Below are 20,318 nucleotides of genomic sequence, written 5' to 3' on the forward strand. Positions count from 1 at the left end.
GTTCCGCTCGCCGCCCCCAGGGGTTGCGCTCGGCGTCCTCTCAGGTCTTCCGCTCGTCGCCTTCCGACCCGCGCCGCTCGCCCTCGGCGTCCGACCCGCGTTCACCCTCGGCCTGGGACGGCGTGGTCCGCATCGTGTCGGGGTGCCGCTGCTGCTTCTGGCGCTCGTCCATGTCCTCGTCCAGGCGCTCGCCCTCGGCCTGCGACGGAGTCGAGTATTCGTCGTACTGACTCATGACCGTCTCCTCGGTCGGCGCGCGTGCGCGTCCGCGCACCCGCCTCTACAAGGAGCGTAGCTCTTCGGCCTGGACGCGGCCCGGTCGTCGGGCCCCGTCGCTACCATCGGCCGGGTGAGCGCTGAGGAACCCGGGCCGGACCCGCTGCTGGACGATCTGATGCCCTGGGCCGTGGGCGGTCTGCGCCTGGGCCGGGACTGGGTGGCCGCGCCCGATCCGGGGACCCTGCGCGCCCGCTGGACCGCGCTGACCGGGGCCGCGGGAGCCGAGCGGGAGCGGCTCTTCCGGCCCAGCCGCAGGCGTACGCCCTCCGCCGGCGCGGCCGCGCTGCCGGGGCAGCGCTCGGCCGCCACCGCGCGCTTCGGGGATGTCCCGGGCCCCTTCCCCGACCCGGTGCGGGTGCTCCGCGACCCGTTCGACGAGCAGTGGCTGCTGCCCGACCAGCGGTTGATCGACACGGCCCGTCCGGAGCTGTGGCGGGTCCGCGATGCGCACCAGCTGTACCTGGTGGAAGGCGCGGACCCGCTGGTCACCGCCCATCTCCCGGTCGGGCGGCTCGGCCGGATCAGGCCGCTGCACCGACGCCCCGGCGGCGCCGAGCCGAACCTCGCCCCCGGCCTGCTGCCCCTGCTGGGCGAGCGCTACGGCGGCCGGGTCCGCGCCGAGGACGTGCTGTGCTGGATCCTCACGGCCGGTCGGCCCGGCCCCCGGGGATACGAGGTCCCGCTCGCCGCCGACCCCGAGCGCTGGCGGGCCGGACTGGAGCTGGGCCGCCGACTGCTCGCCGTCCAGCTGCGCGGGGCCCGCGCCGAACCGCCCCGGCTGCCCGGCGGCCGCCGGCCGTACGTCCGCTCGGCGGTCACGGCGTGGCCGCGGACCCTCGACTACGACGCCGGGAGCGAGACCCTGAGCCTCGGGGGCGGGACGGTCTCCCCCGTGCCGCAGGGCGCCTGGGAGTACGAGGTGAGGGGCACGCGGGTGCTGGAGGCCTGGTTCGCGGCCCGGGTCGCGCACCGCGGGCCGGACGCCGACGGGCTGGAGGCGCTGGGGCCGGACCCGTGGCCGCAGGGCTGGACCTCGGAGCTGACGGCGCTTGTCACGACCCTGGCGCTACTGGCGGACCTCGCCCCCGAGCGGGCCGCCTTCGAGCCGGGTCCCCCTCTGCCGGCCGCCGCGCTGCGGGCCGCCGGGGTGCTGCCGCCGCCCCGCTGGGCCCGGCGCCCGGCGTCGGTGCTGGACCACCAGGAGGAGGGCCCGGGCGGGCAGTTCGCGCTGCTGTAGCGCGCGGGCAGCCGTCCGCGCCCGGCGCCCGGCGGGACCCCCGAGAGCCCCCGGAGCCCGGTCCCCCCGACAGCCGTCAGCCCCAGGCGCCCAGCAGCCGGGTCAGGGACCGGTCGAAGACCGCGCTCATGTCCAGTCCCGCGCCGGGCACGGACGCGACGGCGGGCGGAGCCGTTGCCCCTGCCGGATCCGCGTCGGGGGTCGGCGCGGACGCCGTGAGGGCCGCGGTGAGCAGCGGGTACTGCCCGGTGGCCAGGCGCGACCCGAGCCAGGCCGTCCGTACGGCCTGTTCCTCGGCCTCGCTCCACGGCAGCGAGCGGGCCCGCTCGGCCAGGGCCAGTTCACCCGCCACGTAGGTGGCCACCGTGCCGTTGACGGCGGCGACGAGCTCCAGCTTCTCCCCGTCCGGTGCCTCCAGCGGCGCGAGCAGGGCCAGGCTGTGCTCCAGGTAGCGCAGGGCGTTCGGCCCGAAGCCGTAGACGGGGCTCAGCAGCCGGGGCAGCCACGGGTGGCGGTGCATCAGCGCCCGGGTCTGGCGGGCGAGCGCGAGCAGGTCGGCCCGCCAGTCTCCGGTCGGCCCGACCAGGTCGTACTCGGCGCTGACGGCGTCGACCATCAGCTCGTACAGGTCCTCCTTGCGCGGCACGTAGTTGTACAGGGACATCGTCCCGGCACCGATCCCGGCGGCCACGCGCCGCATCGAGACGGCCTCGATCCCCTCCGCGTCGGCGATCCGCACCGCCTCGGCGGCGATCGACTCGCGGCTGTGCGCGGGCCGCGGTCCGCGGCCCGCCCGCTGCGGGCGGGCCCAGATCACTTCGGGTTCAGCGGGGCGCCCGCTGGGTGTCATCGCTCATCACCTTCGTCCGTCTCGCCCCCCATCCTAGTTACGTACACCGTACGTAGTGCGGTAGGGTGCGCCGTATGACAACTACGTACGCTGTACTTAGTGAGGGTGTCGAGAAGAGCTACGGCCCGGTCCATGCACTGCGAGGCCTCGACCTCGCTGTGGCCGAGGGCACGGTCTGCGGCCTTCTCGGCCCCAACGGCGCGGGCAAGACCACCGCCGTCCGGATCCTCACCACCCTCTCCCCGCCCTCGGGCGGCCGCGCCCTCGTCGCGGGCCACGACGTCGTTCGGGACCCGGCCGCCGTCCGCCGCGCCATCGGCGTCACCGGCCAGTACGCCTCGGTGGACGGGGATCTGACCGGCCGCGAGAACCTCCGGCTCTTCGCCCGGCTGAGCGGACTGCGCGGCTCCGCGGGTCGGGCCCGCGCCGACGAGCTGCTGGAGCGCTTCGGCCTCGGCGAGGCGGCCGACCGGGTGGCCGGGACCTGGTCCGGCGGCATGCGGCGGCGGCTCGACCTGGCCGCCGGGCTCGTCGTCCGGCCCCGGGTCCTGTTCCTCGACGAACCCACCACCGGACTGGACCCGGCGGCGCGGGACCACATCTGGTCCGCGGTACGGACGCTGGCCGACGAGGGCACGACGGTGCTCCTCACGACCCAGTACCTGGAGGAGGCCGACCGCCTCGCGGACGACGTCGTGGTCGTCGACCGGGGCCGCGCCGTCGCCGCCGGCACCCCTGGCGAACTCAAGGCGCGGATCGGCGCCCACGCCGAGGTCACCGTCCCGGCGGCCGAGGCGCTCGCCGGCGCCGCCGCCGTACTCGACCGGCTCACCGGGGGGCGGCCGGTGCTCGACGAGGAGCGCCTCACCGTTGGCGTGACCGTGCTGGACGCCGGGCTGACCCTGCCGCGCATCGTCCGCGAACTCGACGGGGCGGGCATCCCCGTGACCGATGCCGGCCTGCGACCGCCCACCCTCGACGAGGTGTTCCTGCGCCTCACCCGGGTCCGCACCGCCGACGGCGGCGCCCCCGCCGCCACCACTCCCGACACAGCCGCCGCCGCGAAGGAGCACGCCGCATGAGCACCCTGCTGCCCGACGGAGGCGCTGTCCTCGTCCGCCAGGTGCAGAAGGCCCGGCACGCCCCGGCCCTGCTGATCCTCACGCAGACGATGCCGATCACCATGCTGCTGTTCTTCGGCTACGTCTTCGGCAGCGCGCTCGCGATGCCCGGGGCCGAGTACCGCGAGTTCCTGGTGCCCGGCCTGCTCGCCGCCACCGCCGCGAACGGCCTGATGACGGGCATGTTCACGGCCGCGCAGGACGCCCACCGGGGGGTGATGGACCGGTTTCGGACCCTGCCCATGAGCCGCAGCGCCGTCCCGCTCGGACAGACCGGCGCCGATCTGCTGACCACCGGGCTGTCCATGGTCCCGCTGATGCTCGTGGGGCTCGCCATGGGCTGGCGGATCGAGAACGGGGTGCCGGGCGCTCTCGGCGCACTGGGGGTGCTGCTGCTGTTCCGCTTCGCCACCGCCTGGGCGGGCACATACCTCGGGCTGCTGAGCCGCAGCGAGGAGGCGGCGGGCCAGCTCGGCAGCGCCACCTTCGTCCTGCCGCTGCTCTCCAGCGCCTACCTGCCGACCGACGGACTGCCCGGCTGGCTGCGCGCCGTGGCGGAGTGGAACCCGATCAGCGCGGTCGCCACCGCCGTGCGCGAACTGTGCGGGAACGCCGGCGGGCAGGCCGCCGCCGGGGCGGCCTGGCCCGCCGCGCATCCGGTCGCCGGGGCGCTGCTCTGGTCGGCGCTGCTCCTCGCGGTGTTCCTCCCCCTGGCCACCCGCCGGTTCGCGCGCGGCCTGGGCTGAGCGCGCCGCGGGCGCGGACTCCGGCACCGCCGCGGCCCGCCGTTCACCCTCAGCGGGGTGACAGGAGCGGCCGGACCGGGTAGGCACGGCTGACATGAGCACTGACACGCACCAGCCCGAGCCCCTCCCCCTGCACGGACTTACCGTCGTCGCCGTCGAACAGGCCGTCTCGGCCCCCTTCGCCACCCGCCAGCTCGCCGACCTCGGCGCCCGGGTGATCAAGGTCGAGCGTCCCGACGGCGGCGACTTCGCGCGCGCCTACGACACCGCCGCGCACGGCCTCGCCTCGCACTTCGTCTGGGCGAACCGTGGCAAGGAGTCGATCGCGCTCGACCTGAAGGACCCGCGCGGGCTGGAGGTCCTGCACGGCCTGCTGGCCGACGCGGACGTCTTCGTCCAGAACCTCGCGCACGGAGCCGCCGCCCGGCTGGGGATCGACTCCGCCGCGCTCTGCGCCCGTTACCCGAGGCTGGTCGCCGTGGACGTGTCCGGCTACGGTGCGCAGGGCCCGTACGCGCACAAACGCGCCTACGACATGCTCGTGCAGTGCGAGGCGGGACTGGTGTCGGTGACCGGCACCCCGGAGCAGCCCGTCAAGGCGGGGATCCCGGCCGCGGACATCGCGGCGGCCATGTACGCGTTCTCGGGTGTGCTGGCCGCGCTGCTGCGGCGCGGCACCACCGGGCGCGGGGGCAGGGTGGAGGTGTCCATGCTCGACGCGCTCGCCGAGTGGATGGGGCACCCGCTGCACCACACGATGCACGGCGGGCAGCAGCCCGCGCGGACCGGGCTGGCGCACGCGGTGATCGCGCCCTACGACGCCTACCCGACGGCCGACGGCGACCGGGTGCTGCTCTCGGTACAGAACGACCGCGAATGGCGCCGGCTCACCGAACAGGTCCTGGACGCACCGCGGTTGGCGGACGACCCGGCGTACGCGACGAACGCGGCGCGCACCGCGAACCGCGCGGAGACCGACGCGGTGGTCGCACGGGCGCTGGGCCGGCTGGGCGCGGACGAGGCGATCCGGCGGCTGGAGGCGGCGGGGATCGCGTGTGCACGGCTGAACTCGGTGGCGCAGCTGGCGGGGCATCCGCAGCTGGCGGCGCGCGACCGCTGGCGGGAGGTGGGTTCACCGGCCGGTCCGCTGCGGGCCCTGCTGCCGCCGATCGGACTGCCGGACAGCGCGGCACCGCACATGGGTGCGGTGCCCGCGCTGGGCGAGCACACCGGAGCCCTGCTGCACGCCCTGGGGATGTCGGACGAGCAGATCTCAGCGCTGCGCCGGGACGGTGTGGTCGCGTAGGGCCGGGGAGCCGGAGGTGCCGGGGGCCGGACGGTGAACGGCCCCAAGGGTTGCGGCAGTTACAAGCGGCGGCTGCCGAAGAGCGTGCGACGCAGACGGCGCAGCGGCGCGAAGAGCGACACACGCGCGCTCCGGCTCCGCAGACGGTGCGTGTGGTCGCGGGAGGTGAGCTCGCGCATCAGGAGCGTCGCCTCGGCGGCCTCCCGGTGCGGGACGGCGGGTCCGCCCAGCACGGCGAGATGGCGGTCGAGGCGCGAACTGGTCGCACCGCTGCCGCAGGTGATGGCAGGCACGCGAGGCGGCCTGCTGCGCATTGCTATCTGTTCCATGTTCTCTCCCCACCCGTACGAGGGCACCCGGCCCGGGCAGGTTAACCCTATCGCCCCCGGGTCGCCCCCGGGTATCCCGGTGGTGTGAATTACCCCTGTGGCGACGGGGAGTTGACGATTACTCAGTGGAGTCGACCGTCACTCTCCGCACAGGTTTCGAGGGCCTCGGAACTGTCGGTGCAAGTCACGTCACGACGGGCGCCACTTCCGGCCCACTGCGCTAACTTGGAGTGATCAACCAGTGACCTGTGGGTGCGCGGGGGCGCACAGGGGCACACAGCGCGGGGACACACAGGGGGGCTCGCATGAGCGGAAATGTGAGTGACGTGCGCGACACCGGCGGGGATCCAGGGGCCGAACGTCTCATATCGGGCCGCTACCGGCTGCTGGAGCCGCTCGGCCGCGGCGTGACGGGTCTCGTGTGGCGGGCGCGGGACGAGGTCCTGGCCCGCGACGTCGCCGTGAAGGAGGTACGGGCGCCGGCGGGCCTGGAGGCGGCCGAACTCCAGCGCCTGTACCGCCGGTTGGAGCGGGAGGCCTGGGCAGCGGCCCGGATCTCGCACCGGGGGGTCGTCACGGTCCACGACGTGGCCTCCGAGGACGGGCGGCCCTGGATCGTGATGGAGCTGGTGCGCGGGCTGTCGCTGGCGGAGGTACTGGAGGCGGAGGGGCCGATGCCCCCTCAGCGGGCCGCGCACATCGGGGAGCAGGTGCTCGCGGCGCTGCGCGCCGCGCACGACTCCGGGGTACTGCACGGGGACGTCAAGCCCGGCAACATTCTGCTCGCCAACGACGGTCGGGTGCTGCTGAGCGATTTCGGGGTCGCGGTCCCGCAGGGGTCCCCGGGGCCCACCGCCGCGGGCGGGACGGCGGGCTCCCCCGAATACCTGGCGCCGGAGCGGGTGTCGGGGGGCGATCCCGGGCCGCGGTCCGACCTGTGGGCCCTCGGGGTGCTGCTGTACGTGGCCGTCGAGGGGATATCGCCGTTCCGCCGGGCGGACCGGGCGGACACGCTGCGGGCCGTACTGGAGGGCGAGGTGCCGGCGCCGCGCAGGGCCGGACCCCTGGAACCGGTACTGGAGGGGCTGCTGCGCAAGGATCCCGCCGCCCGGCTGTCGGCGGGCGAGGCGGCCGGGATGCTGCGGGTGCTGGGCGCGGGCGGCGCCGTACGGGCCCCGGGCGGGCCGGAGTCGGGACCCGCCGCCGCGGACACCGCGCCGCACCGACGCGGGAGTGGGGACGGGCACGGCGGCGGGGGCGGGGGCGACGCCGGGGGCTCCGGGGGCTCCGGGGGCTCCGGGGACTCCGGGGACTCCGGGGACTCGCCGCCGGCCCCGGCGGCCGGGGCCGCGGGGCGGGATCCGGCGCCGCGGCCGGGGCGGGCGGCGCTGGTCCTCGCCGTCGGTGTCGTCTTCGTGCTGCTGGCGGTGGGCGTGCTCGGATGGCTGCTGCTGGAGTAGGAGGCCCCGGGCCGGGGCCCCCTGCTCACCCTGCGCTGTGGTGCCCTGCGGTGCGCTCCGTTCAGGCGGCGTTGGTGAAGACCGGCAGGTAGCCGCTGGACTGCCCGGCGGCGGTGGGGTGGTACGACTCGCCGATGTTCAGCCAGTTGACGCTGTGCAGCCACGCGCTGCCGGAGCAGATCTCGTGGCCCGTGAAGGCTCCGGCGACCGAGGCGAAGGTGAAGCCGTGGTCGGCGGCGCGCTTGGCGATGGCGGCGTTGAGGTAGTCGGCCGCGCCGTTGATGGCGGCCCGTTCGCCCTCGCTGAGGCCGGCGGTGCAGGTGCCGTTGAGCTTGTAGAAGCGGGGATAGCCGAGGACGACGACACGCGCGTTCGGCGCGCGGCTGTCGATGGCGCCGTAGACCTGGTCGAGTTGGCCGGGGAGGGTGGAGTCGACGTACGCCTTGGCCTGGTTGACGCGGTTGACGCAGGTGGACTCCGACTGGAGCACACAGGTCGTCATGACGTCGGAGAATCCGGCGTCGTTGCCTCCGACGGTGACGGACACCAGGTCGGTACCGGAGTTCAGCGGGCCGAGCTGGCCGTTGAGGACGTCACCCGTGCGGGCACCGGAGCAGGCGGTGAAGGAGAAGGTCTGCGGGGAGTGGGCGGCGGCCCACAGGGCCGGGTAGGCGCGGGGGGTTCGTTTGCAGTTGCCGCTCCCGCTGTCGTAGTTGCCGGCGCCGACGCCGGAGGAGTAGGAGTCGCCGAGGGCGACGTAGCCGAAGTCGGCCTGGGCGGCGGACGCCTGGCCGGCGCCGAACAGGGCGGTGCCCGCGGCGAGTAACAGGGTGGAGGTCAGGGCTGCGAAGCGCGTCAGTCTCATGCTCATGGGGATGCGGCTCCTTGTGGGGGTTACTCCTGAGTCCGTGGTACAAGGAGCCGAGGACTTCTGTAAGTGTCCATGCCAAGAATGTTTTGCGGCGGATTACGGTCCGAACCTTCACGGCCCACGCGTTTGAAGAGGGAATCCGAGCACTCGTTCCGGCGAAACACGCGTGCACGGGGGCACGGTGTGCCGGATCATGGGCGCCATGCCAGCCAACCCGCATGACGCGCTGCCGATCCGGCTCAACGTCGACGACAGCGATTCACCGTCGGACGTCGTCGACGCGCTGTTCCTCGGCCGGTTCGCGTCCGGCGAGCAGCCGTTCTCGCACAGCGTCTCGATCGACCGCGTCAAGGCGGAGGCCAGCCTGCTGCCGCCCGGGGCCAGCATCTTGCGCTCGGCGCGCGACAGCGACCGCAGCGCCGTCCTCGCGGAGGGCGAGGGTTGGACCATGCTCGTCTCCCGCTGGAGCCGGGGCGCGGACGTCACGGTGACGGCGGTCAGCGACGACCTCGCCGCGAACGTGCTCGGCGAGGCGACGGCGGGGGCGCAGGACGACCCCGAACCGCAGCCCGAGAACGTGACGATGGGGTTCTGGTACGTCTCCCCGCGGCGCGGCCCGTACCGGACCACCCGCCAGATCGCCGCCGGTACCTGGCCCGAGGTGCGGCCCAACTACACCGCGCCCGTGGCGGGGGCGATGGACCGGCTGATGAAGGTGACCCCGGACGACATCGCCGGGCGGCTGCTGCTGCTGCACGGGCCGCCCGGTACCGGCAAGACCTCGGCCCTGCGCACGCTGGCGCGCTCGTGGCGCGACTGGTGCCAGGTGGACTGCGTCCTGGACCCGGAGCGGCTGTTCAACGACGTCGGGTACCTGATGGACATCGCGATCGGCGAGGACGAGGGTACGGCCAAGGGCCGGTGGCGGCTGCTGCTGCTGGAGGACTGCGACGAGCTGATCCGAGGCGAGGCGCGCCACACGGCGGGGCAGGCGCTGTCGCGGCTGCTGAACCTGACGGACGGTCTGCTGGGGCAGGGCCGCAACGTCCTGGTCGGCGTCACCACGAACGAGGACCTGGAGCGTCTGCACCCGGCGGTGGTCCGGCCGGGGCGCTGCCTGGCACGGATCGAGGTCGGCCGGCTGACCCACCGCGAGGCGGTGGACTGGCTGGGCACGGACGAGGGGGTGCCCCGCGAGGGTGCCAGCCTGGCGGAGCTGTTCGCCCTGCGGCGCGGTACGGGGCCGGCGGCGGTGCTGCCGCCGCAGCCGCACACCGCGGAAGCCGGCCTGTACCTCTAGCCCCCGGCGGGGCCGGAGGTACGGACGGCCACCGGTCCGGACGGCCACTGGTCCGGGGCGGTCCCGGTAGCGGGCTCGCCGGGCTCCGCCCGTACCCGCGCCGCACACGCCGGCCGACCCCCGGCGCTACGGGGTGGCGTAGCGGGCGCGCAGGGCTTCCGTGGCCGCGGCGAGGGCCTCCGCGCGGGTCAGGCCCAACCGGTGGGCCCGTTCCGCGAACGCCTGAGCCGCCGCGGCCGCCTCGCGGGCGGCGCCCTCGCCGGCGGCCGCGACGAACGTGCCGTTGCGGCCCCGCGTCTCGACCACCCCGTCCGCCTCCAGCGCCCGGTACGCCTTCGCGACCGTGTTGGCGGCCAGCCCCAGGTCCTCCGCCAGCCCCCGCACCGTCGGCAGCTTGAAGCCGGCCGGCAGCCGGCCCGATCGGGCCCGGTCCGCGATCTGCGCGCGCAGCTGTTCGTACGGGGCGGCCGAGCCGGCCGAGCCGTCGATGGCGATCTTCAGGTTCGTCGAGGTCACGGGCCCGATTGTTCCCCATCGGCGGTTTATTGGGGGGCGCCGGGCGCACATGCGGACGTAGCGTCGGCCCATGACCGTATCGATCCGCGACCTCCGCCCGGGCGACCTCCAGGACGCGGAGTCCGTCGCCCGGGTGCGCCGTGCCGCACTGCCGTTCATGATCACCACCGGGACCTCGGTCGCCTTCGAGCTGTCCTGCGCCCACCCCGACAAGCACTACCGCCTCCTCGTCGCCGAGACCGCCGACGGCCGCGTCATCGGCACCGCCCAGGTCGGCATCGCCTACGAGAGCCCCGAGCCCGGCCGGTCGTTCGTCAACGTGTACGTCGACCCCGCGCACCGGGGCCTCGGCGCGGGCCGGCGCCTGCTGCGCACCGCCGAGGAGCACCTCGCCGCCCGGGGCGCCGAGGAGGTGTACGCCTGGGTGCTGGACGAGCCCGCCCACCGGGCCTTCGCCGAGCGGCGCGGCTACCGCCCCGGCCGCTCGGCGCACTTCCTGCGGCTGGACCTCGCCACCGCCGCGCTGCCCCCGCTGCCGGACGCCCTGCCGGCCGGGGTCGAGGTGCGGCCCGGCTCCGCCTTCGCCGCCGATCCGCGCCCGCTGTTCGAGGCCGACGCGGAGGTAACCGCCGACGAACCGGGTGACGTCGGGGCCGCCCTCGACGACTACGAGGACTGGCTCCGGCACACCTGGGCCAACCCGTCCCTCGACCGGGACCTGACCACCGTCGTCCTGGTCGACGGCGCGGTGGCGGCGTTCAGCGCCGCGCAGACGGACGGCGCCACCCGCTACGGCTCGGCCATGACCGGCACCCTGCGCGCCTTCCGGGGGCGGGGCCTGGCCAAGCTGGCCAAGACGGTGTCGCTGCACCGGGCCCGCGCGGCCGGGTACACGGAGGCGTTCACGGGGAACGACACGGGCAACGCGCCGATGCTGGCTGTCAACAAGGCGTTCGGGTACGAGGTCTGCGCGACGGAGACGCGCTTCACGAGGAAGCTGGGGGCACGATGAGCGGGCAGCAGCTGACCGTCGTTCTGGTCAAGGCGGGACGCGTCAAGATCCGGTACCCGGCGGCGGCCGTCGCCGACGACGGCGACCGGATCTCGGTCCGCGCACCCTGGGCGGCGGAGGGCGTACGGGACTTCGGGTTCGTGCGCTTCGAGCCGGGCGACGTGTTCGTGGAGCACTTCTGGCGGACCCGCTGGTACGCGGTCAAGGAGGTGTGGACCGGCGACGGCGTCCTCAAGGGCTGGTACTGCGACGTCACGCGCCCGGCGGTGATCCGCAGCGGGGAGATCTTCGTGGAGGACCTGGACCTCGACCTGTGGGTCTCGGCGGACGGGTCCCGCGTACTGCGGCTGGACGAGGACGAGTTCGCCGCGAGCGGGCTCGCCGCCGGCGATCCGGAGGCGGCGGCCCAGGCCGTCCGCGCCCTCGACGCCCTGGACGACCAGGCCCGCACCCCGGCCGGCCTGGCCGCCCTCCTCAAGTGACGGGGAGCGGCGGGCGGGTGCGCGGCCGGGCGGGTGCGGGGGCTCAGTCCTCGTCGAAGTAGCCGGCCTCCACTTCGAGGGCGAGCTTCTGCAGGACTTCGACCGCCGTCACGTCCGTGCGGCCGTCGTCGTGCACGATGGCGAGGCTGGTGAAGGCCAGGCTGAAGCCGGCGACCATGGTCTGCAAAGCGGGGCCGAGCGCCTCCGCGACCAGGCGGGCCACCTGCTGGGGGGTGGCGTCGGCCGGCACGCTGATCGAGGGCAGCATCTCGTTCAGCAGGTTGGTGACCACGCCCGTCTCCGTGTCGGGGCCGGAGTCGTCCTCGCCGGCCTCCGCCGCTCGGCGGATCTCCTGGGCCTCCGTGAGGATGCCGATGACTCGCTTGAGGACCTCAGCTCGCTGCATCCTCGGAGGGTAGCCCCACGGCGGCCGGCAACCCGGTTTCCTGAGCCCCCTCTTACCGCTTCCTTAAAGCCGCCCTAAGGATCGGCCGCGGGGGCGGCGAGGGGGTGGTGGACGCGCCGGCGGGGGCTAGCTTGGCGGGGCCAGGGAGGGCCGGAGGCGGTGCCGGGACCCGCGAGGGACGGCGCCGCCCAGCCCCTCCCGATGGCGCGCCCCAGCCTTGTGCCGAAGGAGACCCTCATGCCCGCACGCCGCACCCCCGCCGCCTCCGCCCGCGCCCTGACCCGTATCGCCGCCGCCGGCCTGGCCCCGCTCGCCGTGGCCGCGTACGCCGCCGCCCCCGCGGTCGCCCACGGGTCGATGACGGACCCGGTCAGCCGGGTGGCGGCGTGCTACGCGGAGGGCCCGGAGTCGCCGAAGTCGGCGGCCTGCAAGGCGGCGGTCGCGGCGAGCGGCACCCAGGCGTTCTACGACTGGAACGAGGTGAACATCGCCAACGCGGCCGGCCGGAGCAAGGAGCTGATCCCCGACGGGCAGCTGTGCTCGGCGGGCAACAGCAAGTACAAGGGGCTCGACCTGGCGCGCGCCGACTGGCCGGCGAGCCCGCTCGCGGCCGGTCCCCACACGTTCCGCTACAAGGGGACCGCGCCCCACCGCGGTTCGTTCGAGCTGTACGTGACGAAGGACGGGTACGACCCGTCGAAGCCGCTCGCGTGGTCGGACCTGGAGGCCGCGCCGTTCGCGAAGGTCACCGACCCGGGCATGCAGAACGGCGACTACGTGTTCTCCGGCACCGTCCCGAAGAAGTCCGGCCGGCACCTGGTCTACAGCGTCTGGCAGCGCTCGGACAGCCCGGAGGCCTTCTACACCTGCTCGGACGTGGTCTTCGGCAAGGACAACGGCGGCACCGGGGGCGGCGGCAACGGCGGCTCCACGGGCGGCCTGAGCGCCCAGCCGACCACCCGGCCCAGCACGAAGCCGGGCGCCGCACCGAGCACCGCGCCCGGTACGGAGCAGCCGGCCACCGCGCCGGCCGAGCAGCCCTCGGCCCCGACGGACCAGCAGATCGCCGACGGCGCGGGCAAGTCCAGCGTGGAGCACAACGGTCACGGCGACAACGACCCGAGGACGAACGGGGAGCCGGCCGCCGTGCCCGTCGGCGCGCAGCGGCCCGCGCAGGGCGAGGCCCTCGCCGAGACCGGCGGCAGCGGCGCCACCCCGGTCATCGCGATCGGCGGGGCCGGCGTCCTCGCCGTCGGCGCGGCCGTGCTGTTCGGGCTGGCCCGTCGCCGTGCGACGACGACGGGCCGCCACGGCGGCTAGGACGGTCCCAGCACTGGTAGCCGGTGACGCGTTACCGGACGGACCGCCCGTGCGTCGTCAGTCGAAGACCGACGCGCAGGTGGTCCGTTCGGCGTGGGTCGGGTCGAGGGCGTTGAGCGCCTCGTGCCAGGCGATCCGGTCGGTGAGCCCGATGGCGACGTGCTCGGAGAAGTCGACGGCGCACAGGTCCTGGAGCACGACGTTGCGCACGTTCGACCCGTCGAGGAACTGGCTCCGGTACGGCGTGACCACCTGGTCGTACATGGTGGAGATCACCGTGTACCGCACGCCGGGCACCGTGTCCCCGCCCTCGTTCAGCTTGGTCAGGAAGGCCGATCCGGCGATCTGGTCGGCGAGGCCCGGCGTCGCGGAGCTGATCAGGTCCTCGGCGCCCGGGAAGAACGGCAGCAGCTTGGTGAGGCCGAGCAGGGTGGTGCCGTGGTTGTCGGGAGCCAGCCCGATCAGCGCGTTGACCTTGTCGGCGCCGCCGAGGAACTTCAGGTAGTAGCGGGGCATCATGCCGCCCTGCGAGTGACCGATGATGTCGGTCTCGGCCGAGCCGGTGGACGCGAGCACCTTGTCGACGAAGACGTCGAGCTGGCCGGCGGACTTGTCGATGGGGCCGAGCCCGTGGAAGAAGGGCACGCCGGGCAGCTGCCCGTAGTCGAGCGAGTAGACGCAGTACCCGCGGTGCGCGAGGTACGGCGCGAGGCCGAGCCAGTTGTCGACGGAGTTGCCGAAGGTCCCGTGCACGAGCACGACGGGGCGCGGGTGGGCGGCGGACGGTTTGCACGACCAGTTGTTCCAGCCGCTGCTGGGGGCGGACGCGGCCTGTGCGGCGCCGGTGGGGGCGACGAGCGCGGCGGCGGTGAGGACGAGGACGGCCAGCGGGCGGAGCAGGCGTCTCCAGGGCAGCATCGAGTGATCTCCTTGCGGGTGGGGTCAAGGGGATGGGCGTGGGGATTCGTCCCGTGATCCGGATCACAAGGGGGCTGCTGCCGCTAAATTACGGGCGAGTAGCAGGACTGGGAAGTTACGCGTCGGTAAAAACTCCTGTGTCTCGCGCCGCTGCCGTTATGCGGCGAGCGTGCCGCGGGCGATGACGTGCGGTCCGAAGCGGACCCGGACCCGGTCCGTGACGGCCTCCAGGCGGCGCGCCCTCTCGTCCTGCGGGTCGAGGCTCAGCTGCCTCGCGGCCCCTTCGGCCGGGGCCAGCCCCTCGGCCCGCAGGGCCAGTGCGCGAACCCGGGCCCGCTGGAGGCCCAGCCCGGTGTAGAGGGCGTAGGCCGCTTCGGTCAGGGTGTCGGAGTGCGCGGTGGGTTCGGCCAGGGTGCGGGTCCGCGTCAGCACGGTGCGGTCGGCGCAGCGGACGGTGAGCGCGAGGGTGCGGCAGACCTGCCCCCGGCCGCTTTGTGTACGAAGCTTCGCTCCGAGCTCCTCGGTCAGCGAGAGCAGCGCCCGCCGGTGCCGTACGGGATCCAGCTCGTCCCGGTCGAAAGCCCGCTCGGCGGCTACGGCGGAAGCGGCCGCCCCCGGCCGGACGGGGGTCCGGTCGATCCCCTGGGCCCGCTCGTGCACCTCGCGGCCGAGCCGGGCGCCGAGGATCCGCCGCAGGGTCGCGGGCGGGGCCGCGGCGATCCGGCCGACGGAGTCCAGGCCGTACGAGCACAGGGTGCGGGCGGTGCCGGGGCCGACCCCGTCGAGGGCGGTGGCGGGCTTGCCGGCCAGGAACTCGCGCACGGCGGCCGGCTCGGCGGGTACCACCAGGGCCCCGCCGGGGCGGGCCTCCCGGACGGCGGCCCGGGCCAGCATGGGGTTCCCGGCCACCCCGGCGGTGCAGTCCACGCCGTACAGCGCCAGGGCCCGGACCCGGACCACGGCGGCCAGCCGGCCGGCGTCGCAGCCGAAGTACCGCAGCGCGGCCCGGATGTCGGCGAGGGCGGTGTCGGGCGGCAGCGCCTGCACGTCGGGGGTGAAGCCGCCGAGCAGCGCGAGCACCCCGGCGTACTCCGGCGCCCCGACGGGGACCCCGTCGGGCCGGTGCAGCCGCAGGCACATCACCGCGGCTCCCGGGGCCGCGCCACGGCCCGCGCCGGTGCCGGCCGCCGCGCCGGTGCCCGTGCCCGCGCCGGTGCCCGCACCCGTACCCGCGCCCGGGATCCCGCCCGTACCCGTGCTCATCCCGCGCTCCCGGAGCTGGAGTGCCACAGCTTGCGTCCGGCCGCGGGGCCGTCGCCCGGGGGCCGGACGTCCGCCCCGGGGTGGGCGCCGTACCCCGCGGACGGCCGGGTCCGCCGGCCTCCGGCCGGGTCCGGGGCAAGCCCGCCGCCGCCCGCGCCGCCGGTCCGGCCGCCGGTGGCCGCCAGCCGGGCCGCGACCGCGTCGAGGCCGCCGGCCGCCCGCAGCTCCACCAGCTCCGCCAGGTCCCACGCCGCCGCTCCCACCACGCTCAGGCTCTGCGGCCCCCGACGCTGCACCACGCCGCGTACCAGCAGCAGGAAGGAGTGGGAGACGGTGGGCGCGCACGCGTCGTGGCTGTCGTCGAGGAAGGCCAGGTCGACCAGGCCCGTGCCGTCGTCCAGCGTCGTGAAGACGACCCGCCGCCCGGATCGGATCGACGGGGTGCGGGTCGCCGTCCTGGCGCCCGCGACCAGGACGGTCTCCCCGTGCCCGATGTCCCGCAGCCGCCGGGCCGCGACCACGCCCAGCTCGGCCAGGAAGGTGTGGTGGTCCTCCATCAGGTGGCGCGAGGTGTCCGTCCCGAGCACACCGAGCTCCGCACTGAGCCGCTCCGCGTCGGTCAGGCCGGGCCGCCCGCCGGAGGCGCTGTACCGGCCGCCCGCACCCGGGACTCCGCGTGCGCCGGCGGGGCGCTGCCCGCCGCGCAGTTCCGCCAGGTGGAGCAGCAGATCGCGCCGGTTGGCACCGAACGCGTCCAACGCCCCCACCTGCGAGAGCCGTTGCGCCAGCGGATGGCCCGGCCGCGCCCGCTCCCAGAAGTCGCGCAGGGAGGCGTAGGGCTGCCCGGCCTCGATCCGGCCCGCCTCGGCACCGGTGATGCCGTGGACGTCGGACAGGCCCAGCCGCACCCCCCACACCCCGGCTTCATCGGACACCAGTTCGATACGCGAGGCGGACGCCGACCGGTTCACGTCCAGCGGCAGAACGGGCACGCCCCGCCGCCGCGCGTCCGCCAGCAGCAGCCGCTTCGGGTACCTCCCCGGGTCGTGGGTCAGCAGCCCGGCGTAGAACGCCGCCGGGTGGTGCGCCTTCAGCCACGCCGACTGCTGGGCGGGCACCGCTGAGGCCACCGCGTGCGCCTTGGAGGAGCCGCCGCTCCCGAAGGCCTCCACGGCCTCCCAGGTCCGCCGGGCCTCCTGCGCCGAGTACCCGCGAGCTCGCGCCGCCTCCGCGAACCAGGCCTTGATCGCCCCCCCGCGACCGCGGGTCGCACAGGCCGCGCCGCACCCGGTCCGCCTCCTCCCGTCCGCAGCCGGTCACGGCGTGCACGATCTCGATGACCTGCTCGTCGAAGACCACCACCCCGTACGTCCCGCGCAGCGCGTCGGCGAGGTCCGGGTGCGGGAAGCGCACCGGCGCCCGCCCCTGCCGGGCCTCGACGAGCGGGCGCGCCGCGTCGGCGCCCTGCGGATCCGGCCGGAACAGCGAGACGCCGACGACCAGGTCGTCGAAGGTCGACGGCTGGAGCCGGCGCACCAGGTCGCGGCGGCCCGGCGATTCGATCCGGAAGCAGCCCAGCGTCTCGGCCGAGCGGATCAGCTCGAAGGCGCCCCCGTCGTCCGGCGGCACCTGCGCCGGGTCGTCGAGGTCCAGCTCCCGCCCCGTGCCGCGCCGGATCTCGGCGACCGCGTGCGCCATCGCCGACTGCATCCGTACGCCCAGCACGTCCAGGGCGGGCAGCCCGAGGTCCTCCACGTCGTCCTTGCCGAACTGGGACATGGGGAGGCCCTCGCCGCCGGTGGGAACCACCGGCGTGCGGGTGAGCAGGGAGGCGTCGGAGAGCAGCACCCCGCACGGGTGCACCGCGGTCCCGCGCGGCAGCGCGTCCAGCGCCTCGACGAGCTCCCGCAGCCTCCCGTACGACTCGCCGCGCACGTCGCGCGGTTCCGGGAGCTCCTCCAGGGCCGCGCGGACGTCGCGGGCCCCGGCCTGCGGCAGGGCCGTGGCGAGGCGGTCGACGGCGTCCGGGTCCAGGGAGAGGGCGGCCCCGACGTCGCGGACGGCGTGGCGGACCCGGTAGGTCTCGGGCAGGGCGACGGCCGCGACGCGCTCCGCGCCGAACCGGCCGATGATCCGCCGTTGGACCTCCGGCCGGCGGGCGGACTCCACGTCGATGCCGATGTCGGGCAGGACGCGCCGCCGCTTGGTGAGGAACCGCTCCATCAGCAGACCGTGCGCGACGGGGTCGGCGTGCGCGATGCCGAGCAGGTGGTTGACGAGCGAGCCGGCGCCGGCGCCGCGGGCGGCCACTCGGATGCCCAGGTCCCGTACGTCGTCCACGATGTGAGCGACCGCCAGGAAGTACGGGGCGTAGCCGTGGTGGGCGATGACGTCGAGCTCCTGGTGCATCCGCTCCCAGTACGCGCGGTCGTCCGCGTAGCCGCGCAGCACCATGCCCGCCGAGGCGCGGGAGGCGAGGACCCGCTGGGCGCTGCGGTGGACCGCGCCGACCAGCCGGGCCTCGGGGAAGTGCATGGAGCCCATACCGAGATCGCCCTCGGGCTCCACCGAGCAGGCCTCGGCGGTGTGCCGGGTCTCGGCGAGCAGGCGGCGCGCGTCGGCGGGGCGCAGACCGGCCGCCCGGGTGATCGCCTCAGCGGCCTCCGCCATGGCGGCGGGCCCCTTGAGCCAGCGCTCACCGGTGTCCAGCGGACCGCGCGGGTCGACGGGCACGAGGCGGCGGACCGCGTCGAGGACGTCGGCGACCGGGCCCTGGCCCGGGTCGGCGTACCGGACGGCGTTGGTCAGCACGGCCCGGACCCCCTGCTCGGCGGCGAACCCGACGGTACGGGCGGCCAGCCGGAGCGAGCCGGACCCGCTGCCGGTGCGGCCGTGGTGGACGGCCTCCAGGCGCAGCCGGTCGCCGTAGATCTCGCGCCAGGGCGCGAGCAGTCGGGCGGCCCGGTCGGGGCGGCCCGCGGCGAGCGCCCGCCCCACCTCCGAGCCGGGCCCGAGCAGGACGAGGACGCCCTCCCCGCGCAGGGCCTCCCGCGGCACCACCGGTCGGGCGCCGGCGGTGCGGGCGCGGCGGCCGGACCGGGACTCCCCCTCGGGGGACGCGGCCGGTACGGGGGCGGCCCCCGCGTGGGCGGCGGTGACCATCCGGCACAGCTCGGCCCAGCCGGCCGCCCCGTCCCGGGCCAGGAAGACGGCCCGCGGCGCGGACTCGCCCAGGGCGGGGCCACCCTCGGCCGGGCCACCCTCGGCGGCCCCACCCTCGGCGCGGCCGCGCCGGCCGGTGGGCCCGGCCGGCGCGGTAGGCGCAGCGGACACGGCCAGGTCCGCCCCGAACAGCGGCCGGACGCCGGCCCTCGCGCACGCCTTGGCGAACCGCACCGCGCCCGCCAGGGTGTCGCGGTCGGTCAGGGCGAGAGCGTCCATGCCCCGCTCGGCGGCACGCTCCGCCAGCCGTTCCGGGTGCGAGCCCCCGTAGCGCGCGGAGAACCCCGAAACGGTGTGCAGATGCGTAAAACCAGGCACCCGCGGCCTCCTGCCTCGCTCGATCCAACAGCTCCCCCGTCCTCTCCCCGTCTCCACCATAGAGCAATTCGAATACACGTGCGAAACACATGTTCGAGCACTCAGAGGTCATCCATTCGGCCCGCTCCTGCTGCGTCGTACTCCCGGTCCGCCCAGCGTGGGGGGCATGACCCAGCCCACCGAGAGCACTGACGCAGGTCCGTCCGGCGGCTTCCTCGCCGAGTTCAAGGACGCCGTGACCACCCGGGCAGCCCTGCTGGTCCTGGGAGTGCTGGCCCTGCAGCTCGCCTTCATCACCTCCTACATCGGGGCCTTCCACCACCCGAAGCCCCACGAGATCCCGATCGCGGTGACCGCTCCCGTCGCGCAGGTCGCCGAGCGGTCCGTACGGCAGCTCGACGCGCTCGCCGGTACACCGCTCGACGCGCGCGCGGTCGAGGACGAGGCCGCGGCGCTGGCGCGGATCCGCAACCGCGACGTGGACGGCGCGCTGATCATCGACCCGTCCGGTACGACCGACCGGCTGCTGGTCGCGGGAGGTGCCGGGGCCTCGCTCGCGCAGGCGGTCGAGGAGGTCGTCGGCCTGGTCGAGAAGAGCCAGGGGCGCACCGTCGTGACCACGGACGTGGCGCCTTCCGCGGCCGGCGACGGACGCGGCCTGAGCGCCTTCTACCTGGTCGTGGGCTGGTGCGTGGGCGGCTACCTGTGCGCCGCGATCCTCGCCATCAGCGCGGGCGCCCGGCCCGCGAACTCCGCCCGCGCCGTCATCCGGCTCGGCGCGCTGCTCGTGTACGCCGTCGTCGCCGGACTGCTCGGCGCGGTCATCGCGGGCCCGGTGCTCGACGCGCTGCCCGGCTCGCTCGCGGGCCTGTGGGGGCTGGGCACCCTGGTGGTCTTCGCGGTCGGCGCCATCACCCTGGCCTTCCAGGGACTGGCCGGCGTGGTCGGCATCGGCCTCGCGATCCTGCTGGTCGTGGTCTTCGGCAACCCGAGCGCGGGCGGGGCCTACCCGTACCCGCTGCTGCCGCCGTTCTGGAGCACCATCGGTCCCGCCCTGCCGCCGGGCGCCGGTACGTACGCCGCGCGCTCCATCGCGTACTTCAAGGGCAACGGCGCGGGCGGCCCGACGCTGGTGCTGGCCGCCTGGGCGGTCGCCGGCGCGGCGGTCACCGTGGCCTGCGCGGTGTTCCGCGGGGGCCGGGCGGGAGCCGCCGTGGGCAGCGGGCTGCCCGATGACGCGCCGTCCGTACCCCGCTTCGCCGACACCGCCGGCACGGGGGGCGCCGAGGGCGGGGACGCCCGCGGCGCCGCCGAGCGGTGACCACCGCTGCGGCGGCGCAGGCACACCGCTCCCCGCGCGGG

At 75.4% G+C, this 20,318-nt stretch carries 18 protein-coding genes and 1 pseudogene; 10 read left to right on the forward strand and 9 right to left on the reverse strand.

Annotated elements, in window-relative coordinates; translation table 11 throughout:
* Positions 1–40: 40 nt before the first annotated feature.
* Positions 41–235 (reverse strand): hypothetical protein, encoded by a 195-nt coding sequence (locus tag ACFWUQ_RS12545; RefSeq protein ID WP_384536668.1) that lies wholly within the window; start codon positions 233–235, stop codon positions 41–43.
* 159 nt (positions 236–394) lie between these two features.
* Between ACFWUQ_RS12545 and ACFWUQ_RS12550 the strand changes: the two genes are divergently transcribed.
* Positions 395–1,516, forward strand: coding sequence for a type ISP restriction/modification enzyme (locus ACFWUQ_RS12550; protein ID WP_384536737.1), 1,122 nt, complete (start codon positions 395–397; stop codon positions 1,514–1,516).
* 76 nt (positions 1,517–1,592) lie between these two features.
* On the opposite strand, the gene ACFWUQ_RS12555 is transcribed toward ACFWUQ_RS12550, so the two are convergent.
* Positions 1,593–2,366 carry a TetR/AcrR family transcriptional regulator gene (locus tag ACFWUQ_RS12555; RefSeq protein WP_384536671.1) on the reverse strand — a complete coding sequence of 258 codons (774 nt, stop codon included), beginning with the start codon at positions 2,364–2,366 and terminating at the stop codon, positions 1,593–1,595.
* A gap of 74 nt (positions 2,367–2,440) precedes the next feature.
* On the opposite strand from ACFWUQ_RS12555, the gene ACFWUQ_RS12560 reads away from it, so the two are divergent.
* The 3 genes from ACFWUQ_RS12560 to ACFWUQ_RS12570 all read left to right on the forward strand — a co-directional run bounded on the left by ACFWUQ_RS12560 (position 2,441) and on the right by ACFWUQ_RS12570 (position 5,539).
* Complete coding sequence (locus ACFWUQ_RS12560; protein WP_384536674.1) at positions 2,441–3,448, forward strand: ATP-binding cassette domain-containing protein; 1,008 nt, start codon at positions 2,441–2,443, stop codon at positions 3,446–3,448.
* Positions 3,445–4,233 (forward strand): ABC transporter permease, encoded by a 789-nt coding sequence (locus ACFWUQ_RS12565; protein WP_384536676.1) that lies wholly within the window; start codon positions 3,445–3,447, stop codon positions 4,231–4,233. Before ACFWUQ_RS12560 ends, ACFWUQ_RS12565 begins: the two co-directional genes overlap by 4 nt.
* Before the next feature lie 94 nt (positions 4,234–4,327).
* Positions 4,328–5,539, forward strand: a complete 1,212-nt coding sequence (locus tag ACFWUQ_RS12570; protein WP_384536679.1) for a CaiB/BaiF CoA transferase family protein — start codon at positions 4,328–4,330, stop codon at positions 5,537–5,539.
* 59 nt (positions 5,540–5,598) lie between these two features.
* On the opposite strand, the gene ACFWUQ_RS12575 is transcribed toward ACFWUQ_RS12570, so the two are convergent.
* Entirely contained in the window at positions 5,599–5,868 is a 270-nt protein-coding gene (locus tag ACFWUQ_RS12575; RefSeq protein ID WP_384536681.1) for a hypothetical protein, read from the reverse strand.
* Between the two features lie 305 nt (positions 5,869–6,173).
* On the opposite strand from ACFWUQ_RS12575, the gene ACFWUQ_RS12580 reads away from it, so the two are divergent.
* Positions 6,174–7,328 carry a serine/threonine-protein kinase gene (locus ACFWUQ_RS12580; RefSeq protein WP_384536684.1) on the forward strand — a complete coding sequence of 385 codons (1,155 nt, stop codon included), beginning with the start codon at positions 6,174–6,176 and terminating at the stop codon, positions 7,326–7,328.
* Between the two features lie 61 nt (positions 7,329–7,389).
* Here ACFWUQ_RS12580 and ACFWUQ_RS12585 read toward each other — a convergent pair whose 3' ends face one another.
* On the reverse strand, positions 7,390–8,193 hold the full coding sequence (locus ACFWUQ_RS12585) for an SGNH/GDSL hydrolase family protein (protein ID WP_384536740.1): 804 nt from the start codon (positions 8,191–8,193) through the stop codon (positions 7,390–7,392).
* 208 nt (positions 8,194–8,401) lie between these two features.
* Between ACFWUQ_RS12585 and ACFWUQ_RS12590 the strand changes: the two genes are divergently transcribed.
* A complete protein-coding gene (locus ACFWUQ_RS12590) occupies positions 8,402–9,499 on the forward strand; it encodes a DUF5925 domain-containing protein (protein ID WP_384536687.1) in 1,098 nt (365 codons plus the stop codon).
* 126 nt (positions 9,500–9,625) lie between these two features.
* On the opposite strand, the gene ACFWUQ_RS12595 is transcribed toward ACFWUQ_RS12590, so the two are convergent.
* Positions 9,626–10,015, reverse strand: a complete 390-nt coding sequence (locus ACFWUQ_RS12595; protein WP_384536690.1) for a GntR family transcriptional regulator — start codon at positions 10,013–10,015, stop codon at positions 9,626–9,628.
* A 70-nt stretch (positions 10,016–10,085) separates the two neighbouring features.
* Here ACFWUQ_RS12595 and ACFWUQ_RS12600 point away from each other — a divergent pair, with 70 nt between their 5' ends.
* Positions 10,086–11,027 carry a GNAT family N-acetyltransferase gene (locus tag ACFWUQ_RS12600; RefSeq protein ID WP_384536693.1) on the forward strand — a complete coding sequence of 314 codons (942 nt, stop codon included), beginning with the start codon at positions 10,086–10,088 and terminating at the stop codon, positions 11,025–11,027.
* A complete protein-coding gene (locus ACFWUQ_RS12605; protein ID WP_384536695.1) occupies positions 11,024–11,509 on the forward strand; it encodes a DUF402 domain-containing protein in 486 nt (161 codons plus the stop codon). The genes ACFWUQ_RS12600 and ACFWUQ_RS12605 overlap by 4 nt, the downstream gene beginning before the upstream one ends.
* 43 nt (positions 11,510–11,552) lie before the next feature.
* Here the strand turns inward: ACFWUQ_RS12605 and ACFWUQ_RS12610 are convergent, their stop codons facing one another.
* Positions 11,553–11,915 (reverse strand): hypothetical protein, encoded by a 363-nt coding sequence (locus tag ACFWUQ_RS12610; RefSeq protein ID WP_384536698.1) that lies wholly within the window; start codon positions 11,913–11,915, stop codon positions 11,553–11,555.
* Positions 11,916–12,152: 237 nt separating this feature from the next.
* On the opposite strand from ACFWUQ_RS12610, the gene ACFWUQ_RS12615 reads away from it, so the two are divergent.
* Positions 12,153–13,235 (forward strand): lytic polysaccharide monooxygenase, encoded by a 1,083-nt coding sequence (locus ACFWUQ_RS12615; RefSeq protein WP_384536700.1) that lies wholly within the window; start codon positions 12,153–12,155, stop codon positions 13,233–13,235.
* Between the two features lie 57 nt (positions 13,236–13,292).
* Here the strand turns inward: ACFWUQ_RS12615 and ACFWUQ_RS12620 are convergent, their stop codons facing one another.
* The 3 genes and pseudogenes from ACFWUQ_RS12620 to ACFWUQ_RS12630 form a co-directional block, all read right to left on the reverse strand.
* The gene (locus tag ACFWUQ_RS12620; RefSeq protein WP_384536703.1) at positions 13,293–14,153 is read right to left on the reverse strand and encodes an esterase/lipase family protein; all 861 of its coding nucleotides are present in this window, start codon (positions 14,151–14,153) and stop codon (positions 13,293–13,295) included.
* Positions 14,154–14,309: 156 nt separating this feature from the next.
* On the reverse strand, positions 14,310–15,293 hold the full coding sequence (locus ACFWUQ_RS12625) for a hypothetical protein (RefSeq protein WP_384536743.1): 984 nt from the start codon (positions 15,291–15,293) through the stop codon (positions 14,310–14,312).
* Between the two features lie 119 nt (positions 15,294–15,412).
* A pseudogene (locus ACFWUQ_RS12630) lies at positions 15,413–18,956 on the reverse strand (PHP domain-containing protein).
* A 166-nt stretch (positions 18,957–19,122) separates the two neighbouring features.
* On the opposite strand from ACFWUQ_RS12630, the gene ACFWUQ_RS12635 reads away from it, so the two are divergent.
* Positions 19,123–20,277, forward strand: a complete 1,155-nt coding sequence (locus ACFWUQ_RS12635; RefSeq protein WP_384536706.1) for a DUF3533 domain-containing protein — start codon at positions 19,123–19,125, stop codon at positions 20,275–20,277.
* The last annotated feature ends 41 nt before the right edge of the window (positions 20,278–20,318 follow it).

Source organism: Streptomyces sp. NPDC058662 (assembly GCF_042716255.1).
Taxonomy (GTDB): domain Bacteria; phylum Actinomycetota; class Actinomycetes; order Streptomycetales; family Streptomycetaceae; genus Streptomyces.